Source organism: Ureibacillus endophyticus, from assembly GCF_003628435.1.
GTDB lineage: Bacteria > Bacillota > Bacilli > Bacillales_A > Planococcaceae > Ureibacillus > Ureibacillus endophyticus.
In genome coordinates this window covers 1-17682 of record NZ_RBZN01000058.1, presented here as the reverse complement: position 1 = coordinate 17682, position 17682 = coordinate 1, and the positions used below count along the sequence as shown (strand labels likewise).

The following is a 17682-nucleotide window of genomic DNA, read 5'->3' as shown; positions in this document are numbered from 1 at the left end:
GCGTTCTGCCATCCATTCCTTCTTCGCTACGCTTCAGAAGAAATGGATGGCAGAATAGTATATCAAATATCCAAGTTTTCTTGTCCTCTCATTTCTTACCCCAACAATTGACAAAGGACCACTAAAAAATAGTACGACAAAAAAATGCCAAGTAAGTCAAGAATCGACTTGCTCGGCATTTTTTTATTTATCTCGATCTTAAGCAAAACACAGTAATATCAACGCTTTTTAATAGGTTGATTTGTTAGTGTTTTAGATGAATAAAGTGTTGGCGCTGAATTTAGATGTCGAAAGAATTTTGGTGAAATCTATCATAAGTGAAAATATCTTAGCATATTAAAAAGAGATTTCATTTTCTCTATTATTTCAGCATATGCTAGATAGTTTTATATTTTCTTTATATTTCGGATGATTTTGCTTAAGGGGGATTGAGATGGGAAAGAGAACATTACTAGAAGTTAAAGACTTAGAAACGACCTTTTTTACAGATGAAGGAGCAATACCAGCTGTTGATCATATTAGTTTTCATGTTAATAGAGGCGAAATATTAGCAATCGTAGGAGAATCAGGCTGCGGAAAAAGTGTAACATCATTGTCTATCATGGGTCTTGTACCATCACCCCCAGGAAAAATTACATCTGGCCAAATACTCCTTGATGGTCAGGATTTAACGAGTTTATCGGAAAAGGAAATGCGGAAAGTACGGGGAAGAGATGTTGCAATGATTTTTCAAGAGCCAATGACATCGCTAAACCCCCTGTATACAATTGGCAATCAACTTGTAGAAGCAATTCGTATTCACAATAAAGATTGGAAGAAAAAACAAGCAAAAAGTAGAGCGATTGAAATGATGAAACTTGTTGGATTACCTAGAGCCGAGGAGTTAATGAATAATTACCCTCATCAATTATCAGGTGGTATGAGACAAAGAGTCATGATTGCGATGGCCCTACTATGCAGTCCTAAGTTGTTAATAGCCGATGAACCGACAACTGCGTTAGATGTGACGATTCAAGCTCAGATTTTAAAGTTAATGAAAGAACTAAATGAGCAACTAAATACTGCAGTTTTACTAATCACACATGATTTAGGTGTTGTTGCTGAAACGTGTGAACGAGTGATTGTCATGTATGCAGGTCAAATAGTTGAAGAAGCACCTGTTCATGAGATTTTCAAAAATCCTCAACATCCGTATACATTTGGATTAATCCAATCAGTACCAGATATGAGATATAAAAAGTCTAGTTTGTATTCAATACCAGGAAATGTTCCAAAACCGGGATCAATTACTGTTGGATGTAGATTTGCATCCCGCTGTGAATTTGTAACGGACCGCTGTACATCCGAAAATCCACCATTATATGAAGTTGAATCTGCACAACAACATCGTTCAAGGTGTTTCTTACAAGAAGCGGGAGGGATTAAAAATGTCCAACGTGTTGCTGAAAGTAGATAAAGTGAAAAAATATTTCCCTAAAAAAGCCGGTTTGTTAAATAAGAATATGAGCTATGTAAAGGCGGTTGACGATGTTTCATTTGAAGTTTATGAAGGTGAAACACTCGGGATTGTAGGGGAATCTGGTTGTGGAAAGTCAACTACGGGTCGGATGATTATGAGATTACTAGAGCCAACTGATGGATCGATAGTGTTTCAAAATGTTGAACTCTCTTCACTTTCAAAAACGGAAATGCGAAAAGCAAGGCGAGATATTCAAATGGTATTCCAAGATCCTTATGCATCTTTAAATCCCAGACACACGGTTAAAAAGATACTAGAAGAACCGTTAATTGTGCACGGGATCGGAAATAAAAAGGAAAGACAAAATCGAGTTGAAGAGTATTTAGAAATAGTAGGGTTAAGTGCTTATCATGCACAGCGTTATCCACATCAGTTTAGTGGAGGGCAACGTCAACGAATAGGCATTGCTCGAGCATTGATGACAAATCCAAAACTGATTATTGCAGATGAACCAGTTTCTGCACTTGATGTTTCCATACAAGCACAAGTTTTAAATCTGATGAAGAGATTACAAGAAGATTTAAAACTTACTTATATTTTTATTGCCCATGATTTAGGTGTGGTTAGACATATAAGTGATCGTGTTGGAGTGATGTATTTAGGTAGAATCGTAGAAATCGCTCCAAGTGAGTCTTTATATGCAGAACCACTTCACCCATATACACAAGCACTCCTTTCAGCGGTTCCAATTCCGGATCCAACGTATCAAAGGGAGCAAATCATGCTAAAGGGAGATACAGCGAGTTCAATACCTGATACAGGTTGTACATTTCAATCGCGATGTCCCTATGCAACGAGCATATGCCAAACGAAAGTTCCTGAATTAGTGGAAGTTAAGTCAGGTCACTCTGTTGCTTGTCATCTAATCGGCGAGCAACAATGACATAGATTAAGAAACATGGGAGGGTAATTATGGGAAGAAACAAACTTTGGTCAGTTGGGCTATTTCTACTATTAGCTCTAACAGCAATTCTAGCAGCATGTAGTAACAATGAAGAAACGACAGAACCAGCAAAAACAGAAACATCAGGTGAAGCAGCAACAGAAGAAACAACAAATGAATCAGTTCCTCAAGTTTTGGTATTTGGTCGTGGTGGTGATTCAGTATCACTTGATCCTGCGATCGTTACAGATGGTGAGTCATTTAAGGTTACAGAAAATATCTTTGAGACACTACTTGAATTCGGTGAACAAGATACAACTATTCAACCTAGTTTAGCGAAGGAATGGGAAGTAAGCGATGATGGCTTAACATATACATTCCATTTACAAGAAGGTGTGAAATTCCACGATGGAACAGATTTTAACGCTGAAGCTGTAGTGAAAAACATTGAACGTTGGAAAGCAGGTACTGAAGAACAATTCTATTATTTCAATTCCATGTTTAAAGCTGAAGGAGAAGACATCATTAAAACTGTTACAGCTGTAGATGATCATACAGTTGTATTTGAATTATCTCGACCACAAGCGCCTTTCTTAAAAAATCTTGCAATGAGTCCATTTGGTATTGCTTCACCAACAGCATTTGAATCTGCAGGTGATAAATTTGGTGACAATCCAGTTGGTACAGGTCCATTTGTCTTTGTAGAGTGGAAACGTAATGATTCTATCACTGTAAAGAAAAATGAAAACTATTGGAAAGAAGGACTTCCAAAATTAGATACAATTATTTTCCGTGCAATACCAGATAACTCTGCACGTTTAAATGCATTAGTGACAGGTGAAATCGATTTAGCGGATGGTATCAATCCTTCTGATGCTGCATCAATTGAATCGAATTCAGAACTTAAGCTAATTGAACGTCCATCAATGAATATTGGGTACTTAGGTTTAACAAATACACGTAAACCTTTTGATAACAAATTAGTGCGTCAAGCAGTAAACTATGCGATCGATAAACAAGCGATTGTGGACGCATTCTTTGAAGGTCGCGCTGAAGTTGCGGTCAACCCAATGCCTCCATCAATTAGTGGATACAATGATGAGATTGTAGGATATGAGTACAATCCTGAAAAAGCGAAGGAATTACTAGCGGAAGCTGGCTATGATGGTGCAGAAATTGAACTTTGGGCAATGCCTGTTCCACGTCCATATATGCCAGATGGACAAAAGGTAGCTGAAGCAATTCAGAAAAACTTAGCGGATGTTGGTATCCCGTCTAAAATTGTTACATTTGAGTGGGCAACATATTTAGATAAAGCGAAAGATGGAGAAGCGGATGCATTCTTACTAGGATGGACTGGTGATAACGGGGATGCGGATAACTTCTTATACACTTTATTAGATGCAGACAACATTGGAAGTAACAACTATGCTTACTATTCAAGTGATGCTGCTCACAAATTATTAATCGCAGCTCAATCAGAAGTTGATGAAGAAAAACGTATTCAGTTATATAAAGAAGCGCAAGCAATTATTCACGAAGATGCGCCATGGGTACCATTAGCGCACTCAATCCCATTACTTGCAGGGAAAAAAGGTGTAACGAACTATTTACCACACCCAACAGGATCAGAAAGCTTAGTGAATGTGTCAATTCAATAATGAGATAGCCAAAATAAGGGGGAGGTGCTGTGCCTCTCCTTTATTTTTAAACTTAATATAGAATGACATTGGTTCGAAGTGATTTTTGTAAGGCGAATGAAGGACAAAATAGCACGAAATTCTGGTCAAAGTGGTCTTCATAAGGTGGATGAAGGACAAAACAGCGTGGAGAACTGGCTGGAATGGTGTTCATAACACTTATGAAGGACAAAACTACATGAAAATCTAATCAAAGTGGTCTTCATAAGTTGGATGAAGGACAAAACAGCACGAAAATCTGGTGCGAATGGTCTTCATGAGCCCGATGAAGGACAAAACAGCACGAAAATCTGGTGCAAATGGTCTTCATAAAGCTGATGAAGGACAAAACCGAGTGAAAAATCGGCAGAAATGGTCTTCATAACGTTTATGAAGGACAAAACAGCACGAAATTCTGGTCAAAGTGGTCTTCATAAAGCCGATGAAGGACAAAACCACATGAAAATCTGATCAAAGTGGTCTTCATGAGCCCGATGAAGGACAAAACCACATGAAAACCCTGTCCAAATAGTCTTCATATCGTAAATAAACGAATCAAAACCGGCTTAATGAGCTCCAACTCTATGAAAACTAAATTTTGCTACTCTATCGAAAGAGGTGAAGTTATGTTCAACTACATAGGAAAGCGAATATTGCATTTAATTCCTGTGTTATTAGGAATGACTTTTATCGTATTTTTAATCATTCGAGCGATTCCAGGTGATCCAGCACAAGTAATTTTAGGACAGCAAGCTACTGCAGAAGCAATGGCTGCATTACGGGAAAAGTTAGGACTTAATCAGCCGTGGTATATTCAATACTTTGATTATTTAAAAGGACTATTTACTGGTGATTTAGGTGAGTCATTGCGTACAAGACAGCCTATTACAACTGAGATTTGGCCGTATTTAGCAGCAACATTTGAATTAGCATTATTTGCAATGATATTAGCAGTTATTATTGGCATGAATGCCGGCATTATTTCTGCTTGGTTCCAAAACTCTTGGTTTGATTATATTGCTATGGTCATTGCGTTAATTGGTGTATCGATGCCAATCTTCTGGCTTGGTTTAATGGAGCAATGGGCATTTAGTATAAATCTAGGATGGTTTCCTACATCTGGGCGAGAAGAAGTGAGGGACCCTGTCGCAGCCATAACCCATTTCTATTTAATTGATACGCTACTACAAGGTCGGTTTGATCAGTTCCTTGTAACAATCAAACATTTAGTTTTACCAGGCTTAGCCCTTGCCACTATTCCAATGGCAATTATTGCACGAATGACACGTTCATCAATGCTTGAGGTTATGCGTTCTGATTATATTCGAACTGCGCGGGCGAAAGGTCAAAAGATGGCAGTGGTAATTTATAAACATGCATTAAAAAATGCTCTCATTCCGATTTTAACAGTAATTGGACTACAAACAGGTTTGTTACTTGGAGGAGCAATTTTAACCGAAACGATTTTTAGTTGGCCAGGTATTGGACGCTATATATATGAAGCAATTGGCTATCGTGATTATACCGTTATCCAATCAGGGATATTAGTTGTTGCCTTTATGTTTGTCATGATTAATTTAATCGTTGATATCTTATACACAGTAATTGATAAGAGAATTAAATATAACTAAAAGGAGGAGAAAAATAGAGATGGTTTCAAATTCAATGGAAATGAAAGCAGTAGAAGAAAAGGCAGTGGGACCATGGAAAGAAGCATGGCGAAGCTTGAAAAAAAGTAAAGCTGCTCTTGTTGGAACAGTAATCGTACTATTTTTTATTCTTTTAGCTCTATTTGGTCCTCTTTTTGCACCACAAGGTATAAACGATCAAAATTTAAGTGTACGTCTACTTCCTCCATCCGGGGAGTTTTGGTTTGGTACCGATGATTTTGGAAGGGATATTTTTTCTCGAATTGTTCATGGGGCCAGAATTTCATTAGCTGTAGGATTTTTATCCGTTGTGATATCAGCAATTGTAGGGAGTTTTTTAGGGATTATTGCAGGCTATTATGGTCGTATTTTAGACACTATCATTTCTCGGCTATTTGATATAATGCTAGCGTTTCCTAGTATCTTATTAGCCATTGCAATTGTCTCTATTTTAGGGCCATCTTTACAAAATGCTTTAATTGCTATTGCGATTATTAACATTCCGAATTTTGGTCGTTTAATCCGTTCAAAAGTATTAAGTGTAAAGGAAGAAGAATATATAGTTGCGGCTAAAGCAATAGGTATGAAAGATTCAAGGATATTACTACGACACATATTACCAAATTCCTTTTCACCGATTATTGTGCAGGGAACATTAGCAATTGCTACTGCCATTATTGAGGCAGCTGCTTTAAGTTTCTTAGGACTTGGGGCAGTTGCACCTCAACCAGAGTGGGGGAAAATGCTTTCAGATGCGCGGGTACACCTAATGACAGCACCTTGGACTATGATTTTCCCAGGTTTAGCGATTATGCTCACAGTTCTTGGATTTAACTTGATGGGTGATGGGTTACGAGATGCGTTAGACCCAAAGATGAAAAATTAACATAAAAGGTGAGCTACTAAAAGCTCACCTTTTACTATTTCCTCGGAAACTAATTTTTAATATGGAAATAAATCTGAAGATAAATAACGCTCACCAGTATCCGGTGCTAAACATAGTACGCGGGCTGTTGGTGGGAGTTCTTTTGCTTTTTGAATCGCAAAGTATGCAGAAGCTGCACCTGATGCACCAACTAATATCCCTTCTTGTGCAGCAAGTTGTCTTGCTGTTGTTTCCGCATCTTCATCTTGAATATGAAGAATTTCATCGAACACATTAGGATTTAAAATTTTGGGAATGAATCCTGGGCCAGTCCCTGGAATTTTATGTGGTCCTGGGCTACCACCAGCTAATACAGGTGATCCAGCAGGTTCTACCACATAAATTTTTAAATTCGGCAATGCTTTCTTTAATTCTTCACCAGTACCTGTTACAGTACCGCCAGTTCCAGCTGTTAGAACTAAAGCATCTAGTTGATGATCAAAGGCATTTAATATTTCAACAGCCGTTGTATGGCGATGCGCATCAGCATTTGCTGGATTATCAAACTGTAATGGAATATAACTATTTGGAATATCCGCTGCAATGCGAATCGCTTCATCGATGGAACCTTGCATACGTAAAGCTGCAGGTGTAAGGTGAACTTCTGCACCATACGCTTTCATAAGTAGTACGCGTTCTTTCGTAGCGTTATCTGGCATTGTGATAATGCAACGATAACCTTTTACTGCACAAACCATTGCAAGTCCAATCCCTGTGTTTCCTGAAGTCGGTTCAATTACAGTACTTACTCCTGGAGTTAACTTGCCTTCTTTTTCTGCTTGCTCAATCATATTTAATGCTGCGCGGTCTTTTACACTTCCACCAGGATTAAACGATTCAAGCTTCATAAAAACTTGTGCGCCGTCTGTAGCAGGTAATTTATTTAATTTCACGATTGGAGTATCTCCAACTAATTCTAAAATAGAATTATGCAATTTCATGTAGACACCTTCTTTAAAAATTTACAAAAAGCTAGGCTAATTAACCTAGCTTTTAAAACAGTATAAAAAATTTCTATCAAATAATCTAAGAAAATTGATTATTATTTTAAAGCTTCTTCTAAATAAGAAAGATTTACTAATCCATCAATGTTGTCAGAAGTAATGTAACCAGCTTCTTTAGAGATAGTAGCCATTTCTTTTAAAACATCTTCGTTTACATCTGTTGTTGGAGTTAAACGAGCAAATGCTTTTGTAACTTCATCTTTTGAAAGTTCTTTACCTGTAATTTCTTTTACATGGTCAAGGAATAATTGAATTGCTTCTTCTGGGTTTTCATTGATAAAGTCGATTGCTTGTTTGTGAGCTTTTAAAGCTTTTTTCGTTAATTCTGGATTGTTAGTTGTGAATTCTTTTCTAGCAGCTACAACAGTATTAGTAGATTCACTACCCCAAGCAAATTGTGTTTCATCTAATAATAATTTTGCGTTTGCATTAGTTTCGATGTTTACGCCCCAAGGTTCTTGAGTTGCTGCAGCATCGATTTCACCTTTTAACATTAAAGCAGCTGTGTCAGCAGGAGCTTGTTTAATTGTGTTAACATCGCCACCGCTTGATTTTACTTTTAAACCAGCATCTTGTAATGATTTCATTAATCCAACATCTTGAGTACTACCGAAAGTTGGAACAGCAACTGTTTTACCAGCTAAATCTGCAACACTGTTAATTCCTGAATCCGCACCTACAACAAGTACAGCACCAGCGTTTACAGCACCAGCGATAATTTCGTGTTGTGGGTTTTTAACAAAAGTATTTAATGCAGGTGTAGGACCTACTGTACCTAAATCAATTGCATTTGTTGACATTGCTTCCATGAATGCAGAACCGTCACTAAAAGTCTTTGTTGAAATTGTAACATTTTCACCGAATTGTTCTTGATAGAAACCTTTTTCAAGTCCAACGATTGTAGCGATGTGTGTCATATTTGGGAAGTAACCAATACGTACTTCTGTTGCTGCATCTTTTTCTTCAGTAGATCCAGATTCTTTTTCACTATTACCACATGCAGCAAGTACACCAATTACAAGGGTTAATAGTGCTAGTAATAAAAATTTGTTCTTTTTCATTTTGTCATCTCCTAACGGTTTGATTGAATGCCGTATTTTCTAAATACATAGCGTTCAAGTTTTACAAAAATAAAGTTATCAATTAAGGAGCCAATTACTCCAATAATGATCATAATACTAAAGATTAAATCCATCGCTTGGATGGAGCGTCCTAAGTCAAGTAGTGTACCAAGACCACCGCTACCACCTAGTAATTCCCCTGCTAGCACAGCACGCCAAGCAAGTGCCCATGCTAAACGAAGTCCTGCGATAAGCTGAGGTACTGTTGCTTTGAAAATAACAGTACGGAAAAGATGGAACCCCGATGACCCCATCGTTTTTGCAACACGAATGAGTAGGGGATTAACACTTTTAAAAGCGGTACTAGACGTAATCGTAATGGAAAGAGCCGCCCCTAAAATAACGATAAAGATAACAGAGCCTACCCCAAGACCAAACCAAAGAATGGCTAGTGGCATCCAAACGATATTTGGAATGGCTTGTAATGTAGTGACGAAAAATCCTATTGTATCGTCAATAATTTTGTATTTATATATTAAGAAGCCAAGTACCAATCCAATAATGACTGCAATTACAAAACCTACTAGCAATCGAACAATGGATGAACCAGTTGCTTCTAATAATTGCCCACTAATTAGTCCGTTTATAAGTGTTTTTATTACAGTAACTCCACCTGGGTCATTTGGAATGATGAATGGTGGCCACATGAAAGCTGGGAATACTTCGAATTTAGATATCGCTTCCCAAATTATTATGAGGATCATCACGAAGGCGATCCTTCTCAAGAGCGTAGTCACTACCTAATTCCTCCTTCAGCACTTTTTCCATTTCTTGTTCAAGTTCTGTTAATATACGATTCTCTAAATGTATTAAAATGCTATCGGACGAATTTCGAGGTCTCGATGCTTGAACAGGGAAGATATTTTTAATACCACCTGGTCGAGTTTTCATTAATACAATACGGTCTGATAATACAACAGCTTCTCGAATGTTATGTGTTACGAAGATAATTGTTTTACCTGTTTCATGCCACAGTTTTTCGAGTTCCTTATGTAATACCATTCGTGTTTGTTCATCTAATGCTGCAAATGGTTCATCCATTAAAAGAATTTCTGGATCCATTACAAGTGCACGTGCAATTGCGACACGTTGTTTCATACCACCAGATAATTCGTGTGGCATGGAATGAGCAAATTTACCAAGATGTACTTTCTGTAACCAAGACATTGCTTGTTTTTTTGCCTCTTCTTTTGGTACCTTTTTTATAAGCAGTCCATACATTACATTTTCGAGAACCGTCATCCAAGGAAATAAACCAGATTCCTGAAATACAACAATTCGATCATTTCCAGGACCTTTAATTTCTTTATTGTTAACAAGTAAAGAACCGGAAGTTTCTTTTTCAAGTCCTGCAATTATATTTAAAAGTGTAGACTTCCCACATCCTGAAGGTCCTAATAAGGAAACAAATTCACCTTTTTTTATCGTTAATGTAACATCATCTAATGCAATCGTTGAATTGTGTTCTTTACTCTCGAACTTTTTATGTACATTTTTTAGGGTAATATGATCAGCTGACAAATGAACTCCCTTCTTTCTTATAAAACTTATTAAATTACTATGTTTTTATGCTATTACTATAATAGTCGTTAGAAAATATACTTTCTGTCACCTTTGTTACAATTTCCGAATACTTTTGTATAATAATTAATGAAGGGGGATGTTAATGGAATTTAGAGCGTCAATTGAACAATATGGAAAAATAGTTCACTTTTCAAAAGGACAGCGGATTTATCAGGCTGGTGAAGAAGTGAAAAATGTTTACTACATAATGGAAGGTTTAGTAAAGTTAGCTGATGACGCAAAAGATGGTCAAACGGTAACGATAGCGCTACTTTATCCCGGAAATTTATTTGGATTTCTCGAAAGATTTAATGGGGAAATAGAGTATAGTCGTTATTCAGTAGCTTTAACGAATACAAAATTAGTTGCGATTCCAATCGAGGTGCTTTTACAACAAAGCGGAAATTCGATTATCGAACAAAGTTTAGTTCTTACACTAATAAAACAATTATCAGAAGCCCATGAATTAATTTTTGTGCATTCAAAAATGACTGTAGAAGAAAGATTGAGATGGTTATTGAAAAAGTTAGCTAAAGATGTAAATGGTGTTTTAACCGTAGATATTCCACTAACCCATGAGGAAATCTCGTTTATGCTTGGCTGTAGCCGTCAAAAAATTACAATGTACTTGAACAAATGGAAAAAGGAAGGCAGAATCCAATATGAACGAGGGAATATTCAATTACTTCATATTGATCAGCCTGTATAAAATGGAAAGAGGACTCCCCTAGATTTTGGGAAGCCCTCTTTTTCTTTAGTAGTATCCTTCTTCAAGGTCAGAATTTTTTTCATTTCCGTGATAACTACGATAAGAAACAATCAACGTATCTAAATGTTCTAGGTTTTCTTCATAATCTAGAAGCCTCGAGAAAATGTAAAACAAGTGATAACTTGAAAATTCCTCTTCGCCTTCGCGGTCTTGTTCATAAGCAATTTGGTGGATTAATTGATCCATTACTTCTGCATGCTTATTATCTTCTTCCACTACCCACTTGGAATGTTCAGGCTTAAGCTTACCAGTAAATTTTAATAACAGTTGTTCATGGAATGTTAGGAGAAAATCTAATCGTTCTTGAACCATTGTTTTAAATTGAGGTGGTAAGTTTGAGATCTCGTTCTCATGTTTGTGTAAGCGATGAAGTAATTCCAAGCTTTTCTTAGTTGTTGTTATCATTTGACGATAAATTACGAGTTTTCTTGCTTGAGCATAACGCTTTTTCTTTGTATAGTGACGTTCTTCTTTATAAAAGTCATACATATTCCGAACATCCGTAAGGCGACTATCAAATTTAGATAGTGCAACTTTAGTTGATGTATGTTCAGATGCTTGTCTTGCAGCTAGTCGAGTCCACCGAATGATATCGTCTTGCAGAGAGTCAATCATTTTAAAGAGTTTAATCTCATATTTTGGCGGAATAAACACTAGATTCACGATAAATGCTGCAAATACACCTACCATTACGGTTACAAAGCGGATAGTACCAAACTCTAAAAAATCGTTTCCTTCATATACCATTATGGCAACGAGCGTAACGAGAGCCAGGGACATCGAATTATCCAAGTTAAATTTACGCATTAATGCAATTACAATAATTGCTGCGATACCAATTGCTACAATGTGATGACCAAACGATAAACCGAATATAACAGCAATTGTAGCGCCAATAAAATTACCTTGTATTTGCTCTACAATAGATAAGTAAGATCTATAAATAGATGGTTGAATGGCAAAAATTGCTGCAATACCGGCGAATACAGGTGAAGGTAATTTAAAAAATTCTGCAAGAAAAAGCGCAATAACAATTGCGACTCCTGTTTTTAATACGCGGGCACCTACTTGCATTAAAAAGTTCGCCCTCTCTTTCACATTCGAATATTAGAAATTACAACTTTACCCAATTTTATCAAGTTAGTCAACATTCCATCTAGTTCTTTAATTGAGAAAAGGCATAATCAACTGCAGCAATTGTTTCCACAATATCTTCTTCTTTATGTTCTGTTGTTAAGAACCAAGCTTCATATTTAGAAGGAGCTAAATTAACCCCTTTTTCTAACATTAATTTAAAGAAGCGACCAAACATTTCACCATCTGAGTTTTCAGCTTGCTCATAGTTTTCTACTTTTTCGTTAGTGAAGTAAACTGTAAGCGCCCCTTTTAAACGGTTCACAGTAATCGTTACACCATGTTTTTCAGCAGCTTCTAAAATACCTTTTTCTAAAATGCCACCTAAGCGATCCATTTCTTCATAAACACCTGGTTGTTTTAACACTTCTAGGCACGCAATACCAGCTAACATGGAAGCTGGGTTACCAGCCATTGTTCCTGCTTGATATGCAGGGCCTAATGGAGCTACTGTTTCCATAATTTCTTTACGTCCACCATAAGCACCAATTGGTAAACCGCCGCCGATGATTTTACCCATTGCAGTTAAGTCAGGTGTTAAACCTAGTAAGTCTTGTGCAGCACCATAGTGGAAACGGAATGCTGTGATAACTTCATCATGAATTGTAAGTGCTCCTTTTTCTTTAGCTACTTCGTGTACATATTCAAGGAAGCCAGGGTTTGGTTGTACGATACCGAAGTTACCTACGATTGGCTCGATTAAGATGGCGGCCACTTCATCCCCCCATTTATCAATAGCAAGTTGGAATTGTTCTTTATTATTGAAAGGTACTGTAATAACTTCAGTTGCTACATTGACAGGTACCCCTGCTGAATCGGGTGAACCAAGTGTTGCTGGGCCAGAACCTGCTGCAACTAAAACTTGGTCAAAGTGTCCGTGGTAACAGCCAGCAAATTTAATAATTTTTGTACGTCCTGTATAAGCACGTGCTACACGTACAGTTGTCATAACCGCTTCCGTACCAGAGTTTGTAAAACGCACTTTATCTAATGAAGGAATTGCTTCTTTTAACATTTTTGCAAATTTCACTTCATGTTCTGTTGGTGTTCCAAAAAGCACACCTGTTTCTGCAGCATGAGCAATCGCCTTTGCAATATGTGGGTGACCAAAGCCAGTGATAATTGGTCCGTATGCTGCTAAGTAATCGATGTAACGATTTCCGTCGACATCCCAAAAATATGGACCTTTCCCTTTTGCCATTACAACTGGAGCGCCGCCGCCAACCGCTTTATAAGAACGTGATGGACTATTCACCCCACCTACGATATGTTCTAATGCTTCGTTATATACTTCTTGTGATTTTGAATGATTCATTTGTATCCTCCTAAATTTATTCACATCTATTGTAGACCTATTTTTCCGTGAACGCCAAAGAATTTGAAACTAAACTATCTGTTATGTAGGATATTGAAAAGGGAGGAATTGCTATGACATTAGAAAATCAAAAAGCTCCAGACTTTACTTTATTGAATGAAAAGGAAGAACAAATCAGTTTAAGTGATTATCGAGGGAAGAAAGTTGTGCTTTATTTTTATCCAAAAGATATGACACCTGGCTGTACAACGGAAGCTTGTGATTTCCGTGATAGACACGAAGAATTCTCGGGATTAAATGCTGTCATACTAGGAATTAGTGGAGATACTGCATCAAAACATACAAAGTTTATTGAAAAATATGGATTACCATTTTCGTTATTGGTGGATGAAGACCATAGCGTTGCTGAACAATATGGCGTTTGGGTCTTAAAGAAAATGTATGGAAGGGAATTTATGGGGATTGAACGTTCCACTTTTTTAATTAATGAAGAGGGAATTGTTGAAAAAGAGTGGCGTAAGGTAAAAGTGAAAAATCATATTGAAGAGGTATTGTCGTATTTACGTGAAGGAGAAAATGAATAATGCTAGTTTATTTTACATTTGATTCGCGACCAGACTTACAACAACAGCTACTCGATCAGTTTCCTCAAGTAACTTTCGTTTTCCATAACGAAATCGATAATAATGTATTAGCTCAAGCGGATGTAATCGTTACATATGGGGAAGATTTAACAGAAGACCATATTGAGATTGCACAAAATCTAAAATGGATATTTGTCGCATCTGCTGGTGTAGAAATGATGCCCCATGAGAAAATCGCTGAGCGTGAAATATTAGTTTCAAATGTGCGCGGTATTCATAAGAAACCTATGGCAGAATCCGTATTAGCGCATATTTTATCTTTAAAAAGATCTTTACCATATATTTATCAGAATCAGAAAAATCGGATTTGGAATAAAAGAGGCGGTAACCCAAGTGAACTAAATGGTAGTACGGCATTTATTATCGGTCCTGGGGCAATTGGGGCTGAACTTGGGCGTATCCTCCAAGCATTTCAAGTCAATACAATTGGATTTAATCGAAGTGGTCAATCTGCGCCTTATATGAATGAAACCTATCAGATTACTGAGCTAAAAAATCATTTACCCAAAGCAGACATTGTAATTTCCATATTGCCAAGTACGAAAGAAACAAAGCACCTATTTCAATATGAGCATTTTCAATTAATGAAAGATAGTGCAATTTTTATGAACTTCGGTCGCGGAGACTTAGTAGAAACAGATTTATTAATTCGTGTTCTTGAGGAAAAGTTAATAGGTCATGCAGTGTTGGATGTCTTCGAGGAAGAACCACTTCCATCAAATAGTAAACTTTGGGACCTAGATAATATTACGATTTCCCCTCATTGCTCGAGTCACTCTACAAGATATTTAGAACGCAGCTTTGAAATTTTTGTCCCTAGTTTGGAAAAATGGTTGAAGGGTGAAACGGATTTAGAGAATAAAATGGACATATTAAGAGGGTACTGAGAATAGTTTAGAAGGATACTTGATTGAAAATTTATAAAAAATATCAATTTCTTATGAATATTTGATGAAAATGAACGTAAAGTATCAGTGTAAAGTAAGGAAATGTTGACTAGTACAAATATATTCGCTAAACTATTTATAACTATTATAAAGTAAGAATTCTTATGAAAAGAGGTGCATGGCGATGTCTGAACTGCATTTAAAAGATGCGCTCGACACGTTAAAGACAACAGGTGTAAGAATTACTCCGCAGCGTCATGCTATTTTGGAATATTTAATCGAATCAATGACTCATCCAACTGCTGATGAAATATATAAAGCATTGGAAGGAAAGTTCCCAAACATGAGTGTTGCTACGGTTTACAATAACTTACGTGTATTCCGTGAAGCTGGACTTGTAAAGGAACTAACTTATGGTGATGCAGCAAGCAGATTTGATTTCGTAACGAATGATCATTACCATATGATCTGTCAAGGCTGTGGTAAGATTGTTGATTTCCATTATCCAGGCTTAAACGAAGTGGAGCAATTTGCATCACATGTAACAGGCTTCAAAGTACATTCACATCGTCTTGAAGTATATGGTACATGCCAAGAATGTCTTGAAAGTGCTGGAAAACAAGTATTATAGTAGGGAAGACCTAGTGGCTCAGCTGCTAGGTTTTTTATTTGTAAAATTTATGGATACAAAAAAGGTCAGCTTCTTTATGAAGTGACCTTTTCAACAAGTTTTATTTTTTTGGATGATTATAGGCTTCATCAAACTCTTTACCTTCAAGGTTCGGATCAAGTGTTAACGGCTCATTACAATACATGCACATATCAACTCGTCCTAAAACTTTTGTATGTTTACCACAACTTGGACAAACAACTTGAACCGCTCGAGTCGAAAGCAATCCAATCCATCCATATACAACGGTACTTCCAATAATACAAAGTAACCCTAATGTTATAAAGATTAAAACCAATAATTGACTTTCTCGGAAGAAGATTGCCCCATACATAATTACAAATCCAATAAAGATTAATGCAAGAGCAAATGAACGAATTTTATTTATTTTATTTGAGTATTTCTTCTTTGCCATGTCTGTGCCTCCCAATCTACCCTCTACTATAACATAGAAAGTTTTAATTTGCGGATAGATTGTATAAACAAAATGTATAAAGTAATGTAACATTATTTAAGACAAAGAGTGACTAGTATTTTAGTAAAAAAGTAAAACGACTGAGAAGGAGAATCTCTAGTAGTGTCGAAATTAATTATGAATCGTAAGTTAGGAGGATTATTATGGAGCACATTTTGCGACCGATTTATCAAGAGCGTGCAAGTCAAGCCGAAACATTAGGTGTTATCCTTGTTACGAAATGTGAAGAAACAAAAAGTATTACAGATACATTTGATACCGTTCTACTAATAGTTGTAAAAGAAGCTGAACAACCGATTTTTACAAAACACTATTTACATGAAAATCAAAAAATGGCCATGCACGTTATAACAGAAACTGTTCTAAATAAATGGCTCTATATTGGTTCAAACAGACGTGTAGTAGATTGGATTTTCCATGGAAAAGTAATATTTGACCGAAATGAATACTTACATAATTTAAGATTAAAACTTCAAGAGTTCCCGTTCTTTGGACGCAAAATAAAAACAGGCATCCAGTTTTGTAAACTTATCCGCCGTTATTTTGAAGGAAAAGAATTTTTTAATAACGGAAATTATTTAGATTCATATAATCATGTAGTTGATTCACTTCATCATCTAGCAAGATTATCAGTAATTGACAATGGTCTTTATCCTGAAGTAACAGTTTGGTCGCAAGTGAAAAAGATTGAACCAGCCATCTATAAATTATACGAAGAATTAGTGATGAGCTCTGAAAGTCTTGAAAAGAGATTAGAACTACTATTTTTAGCAATTGAATTTTTAATTAATTCAAGAACTCATGACGGAGCACAGCATATTGTAGAAACAATGCTTTCAAAAGAAACGTGGACAATACAGGAACTACATAATCATCCAGAACTAACATACTACTCAATTGATTTAGAAGTGTTTGTTGAATATTTAATTGATAAAGGGTATATACTTGTTGATCCAACTATCGCAAAAAGTGAAATGGTCTTCCATCGCCATTATTCTGTAGATAAAGAGTTTGTAGAGCGGGAATACAGCGTAAGCATTGATAAATAGAAGTTTAAAGCCTTTTTCGGGTTGAAGAGTGATTCAACTCGAAAAAGTTTTTTGCATTTTAGTGTTGACATAAAAATTGTTAATGGTGTATTATTATCAACGTCGCTGCTTTAACGCGATATTAAATAGACAAGCTTTATAAAATAGAAAGCTGTTGACATTGATTATTTGAAATGATAATCTGCTTAAGTCGCTAAAATAAGTTTTAAAAACTTATTGACAGCTCAAATGTTAAAGTGTTATGATATAAGAGTTGTTGTAAAAAAACGACTGATATGAACTTTGAAAACTGAACAACAAAACGTTAATGAATATAGTTTCTCATTAAATTGAGGAACAAAATTTTGGACATCAATTTTGATGCCAGCAATTTTTTGAGCTTTATCAAATTCTTTT

Annotated in this window: 17 protein-coding genes; 10 read left to right on the top strand and 7 right to left on the bottom strand. The window is 36.3% G+C overall.

Annotated features, from left to right (window positions below; genetic code table 11):
- The first annotated feature begins 433 nt into the window (after window positions 1-433).
- The 5 genes from D8M03_RS15590 (at window position 434) to D8M03_RS15570 (ending at window position 6616) form a co-directional block, all read left to right on the top strand.
- Complete coding sequence (locus D8M03_RS15590) at window positions 434-1456, top strand: ABC transporter ATP-binding protein (RefSeq protein WP_121215745.1); 1023 nt, start codon at window positions 434-436, stop codon at window positions 1454-1456.
- On the top strand, window positions 1428-2402 hold the full coding sequence (locus D8M03_RS15585; RefSeq protein WP_121215744.1) for an ABC transporter ATP-binding protein: 975 nt from the start codon (window positions 1428-1430) through the stop codon (window positions 2400-2402). The genes D8M03_RS15590 and D8M03_RS15585 overlap by 29 nt, the downstream gene beginning before the upstream one ends.
- Window positions 2403-2431: 29 nt before the next feature.
- The gene (locus tag D8M03_RS15580; RefSeq protein WP_121215743.1) at window positions 2432-4063 is read left to right on the top strand and encodes an ABC transporter substrate-binding protein; all 1632 of its coding nucleotides are present in this window, start codon (window positions 2432-2434) and stop codon (window positions 4061-4063) included.
- Window positions 4064-4707: 644 nt separating this feature from the next.
- Window positions 4708-5712, top strand: a complete 1005-nt coding sequence (locus D8M03_RS15575; protein ID WP_121215742.1) for an ABC transporter permease — start codon at window positions 4708-4710, stop codon at window positions 5710-5712.
- Between the two features lie 19 nt (window positions 5713-5731).
- Complete coding sequence (locus tag D8M03_RS15570; RefSeq protein ID WP_121215741.1) at window positions 5732-6616, top strand: ABC transporter permease; 885 nt, start codon at window positions 5732-5734, stop codon at window positions 6614-6616.
- Between the two features lie 56 nt (window positions 6617-6672).
- Here the strand turns inward: D8M03_RS15570 and cysK are convergent, their stop codons facing one another.
- From cysK to D8M03_RS15550, 4 genes are all read right to left on the bottom strand, one after another.
- Complete coding sequence (cysK, locus tag D8M03_RS15565; RefSeq protein ID WP_121215740.1) at window positions 6673-7596, bottom strand: cysteine synthase A; 924 nt, start codon at window positions 7594-7596, stop codon at window positions 6673-6675.
- Between the two features lie 101 nt (window positions 7597-7697).
- Window positions 7698-8720 carry an aliphatic sulfonate ABC transporter substrate-binding protein gene (locus tag D8M03_RS15560; RefSeq protein ID WP_121215739.1) on the bottom strand — a complete coding sequence of 341 codons (1023 nt, stop codon included), beginning with the start codon at window positions 8718-8720 and terminating at the stop codon, window positions 7698-7700.
- Between the two features lie 11 nt (window positions 8721-8731).
- A complete protein-coding gene (locus tag D8M03_RS15555) occupies window positions 8732-9484 on the bottom strand; it encodes an ABC transporter permease (RefSeq protein WP_211330984.1) in 753 nt (250 codons plus the stop codon).
- Window positions 9450-10301, bottom strand: a complete 852-nt coding sequence (locus tag D8M03_RS15550) for an ABC transporter ATP-binding protein (RefSeq protein ID WP_121215737.1) — start codon at window positions 10299-10301, stop codon at window positions 9450-9452. The genes D8M03_RS15555 and D8M03_RS15550 overlap by 35 nt, the downstream gene beginning before the upstream one ends.
- Before the next feature lie 145 nt (window positions 10302-10446).
- Between D8M03_RS15550 and D8M03_RS15545 the strand changes: the two genes are divergently transcribed.
- Entirely contained in the window at window positions 10447-11052 is a 606-nt protein-coding gene (locus tag D8M03_RS15545; RefSeq protein WP_170148470.1) for a Crp/Fnr family transcriptional regulator, read from the top strand.
- A gap of 45 nt (window positions 11053-11097) precedes the next feature.
- Here D8M03_RS15545 and D8M03_RS15540 read toward each other — a convergent pair whose 3' ends face one another.
- Both D8M03_RS15540 and D8M03_RS15535 read right to left on the bottom strand, forming a co-directional pair.
- The gene (locus D8M03_RS15540; protein WP_121215735.1) at window positions 11098-12186 is read right to left on the bottom strand and encodes an FUSC family protein; all 1089 of its coding nucleotides are present in this window, start codon (window positions 12184-12186) and stop codon (window positions 11098-11100) included.
- Window positions 12187-12268: 82 nt separating this feature from the next.
- Window positions 12269-13561 carry a glutamate-1-semialdehyde 2,1-aminomutase gene (locus D8M03_RS15535; protein WP_121215734.1) on the bottom strand — a complete coding sequence of 431 codons (1293 nt, stop codon included), beginning with the start codon at window positions 13559-13561 and terminating at the stop codon, window positions 12269-12271.
- Between the two features lie 113 nt (window positions 13562-13674).
- On the opposite strand from D8M03_RS15535, the gene bcp reads away from it, so the two are divergent.
- The 3 genes from bcp (at window position 13675) to perR (ending at window position 15723) form a co-directional block, all read left to right on the top strand.
- Window positions 13675-14145, top strand: coding sequence for a thioredoxin-dependent thiol peroxidase (bcp, locus tag D8M03_RS15530; protein ID WP_121215733.1), 471 nt, complete (start codon window positions 13675-13677; stop codon window positions 14143-14145).
- Window positions 14145-15092, top strand: coding sequence for a D-2-hydroxyacid dehydrogenase (locus D8M03_RS15525; RefSeq protein WP_170148469.1), 948 nt, complete (start codon window positions 14145-14147; stop codon window positions 15090-15092). The genes bcp and D8M03_RS15525 overlap by 1 nt, the downstream gene beginning before the upstream one ends.
- A 184-nt stretch (window positions 15093-15276) precedes the next feature.
- Entirely contained in the window at window positions 15277-15723 is a 447-nt protein-coding gene (gene perR / locus D8M03_RS15520; RefSeq protein ID WP_097072680.1) for a peroxide-responsive transcriptional repressor PerR, read from the top strand.
- Between the two features lie 100 nt (window positions 15724-15823).
- Here perR and D8M03_RS15515 read toward each other — a convergent pair whose 3' ends face one another.
- Complete coding sequence (locus D8M03_RS15515; RefSeq protein WP_121215731.1) at window positions 15824-16177, bottom strand: YgzB family protein; 354 nt, start codon at window positions 16175-16177, stop codon at window positions 15824-15826.
- 203 nt (window positions 16178-16380) lie between these two features.
- Here D8M03_RS15515 and D8M03_RS15510 point away from each other — a divergent pair, with 203 nt between their 5' ends.
- Window positions 16381-17286 carry a nucleotidyltransferase-like protein gene (locus D8M03_RS15510; protein WP_121215730.1) on the top strand — a complete coding sequence of 302 codons (906 nt, stop codon included), beginning with the start codon at window positions 16381-16383 and terminating at the stop codon, window positions 17284-17286.
- Window positions 17287-17682 lie beyond the last annotated feature (396 nt).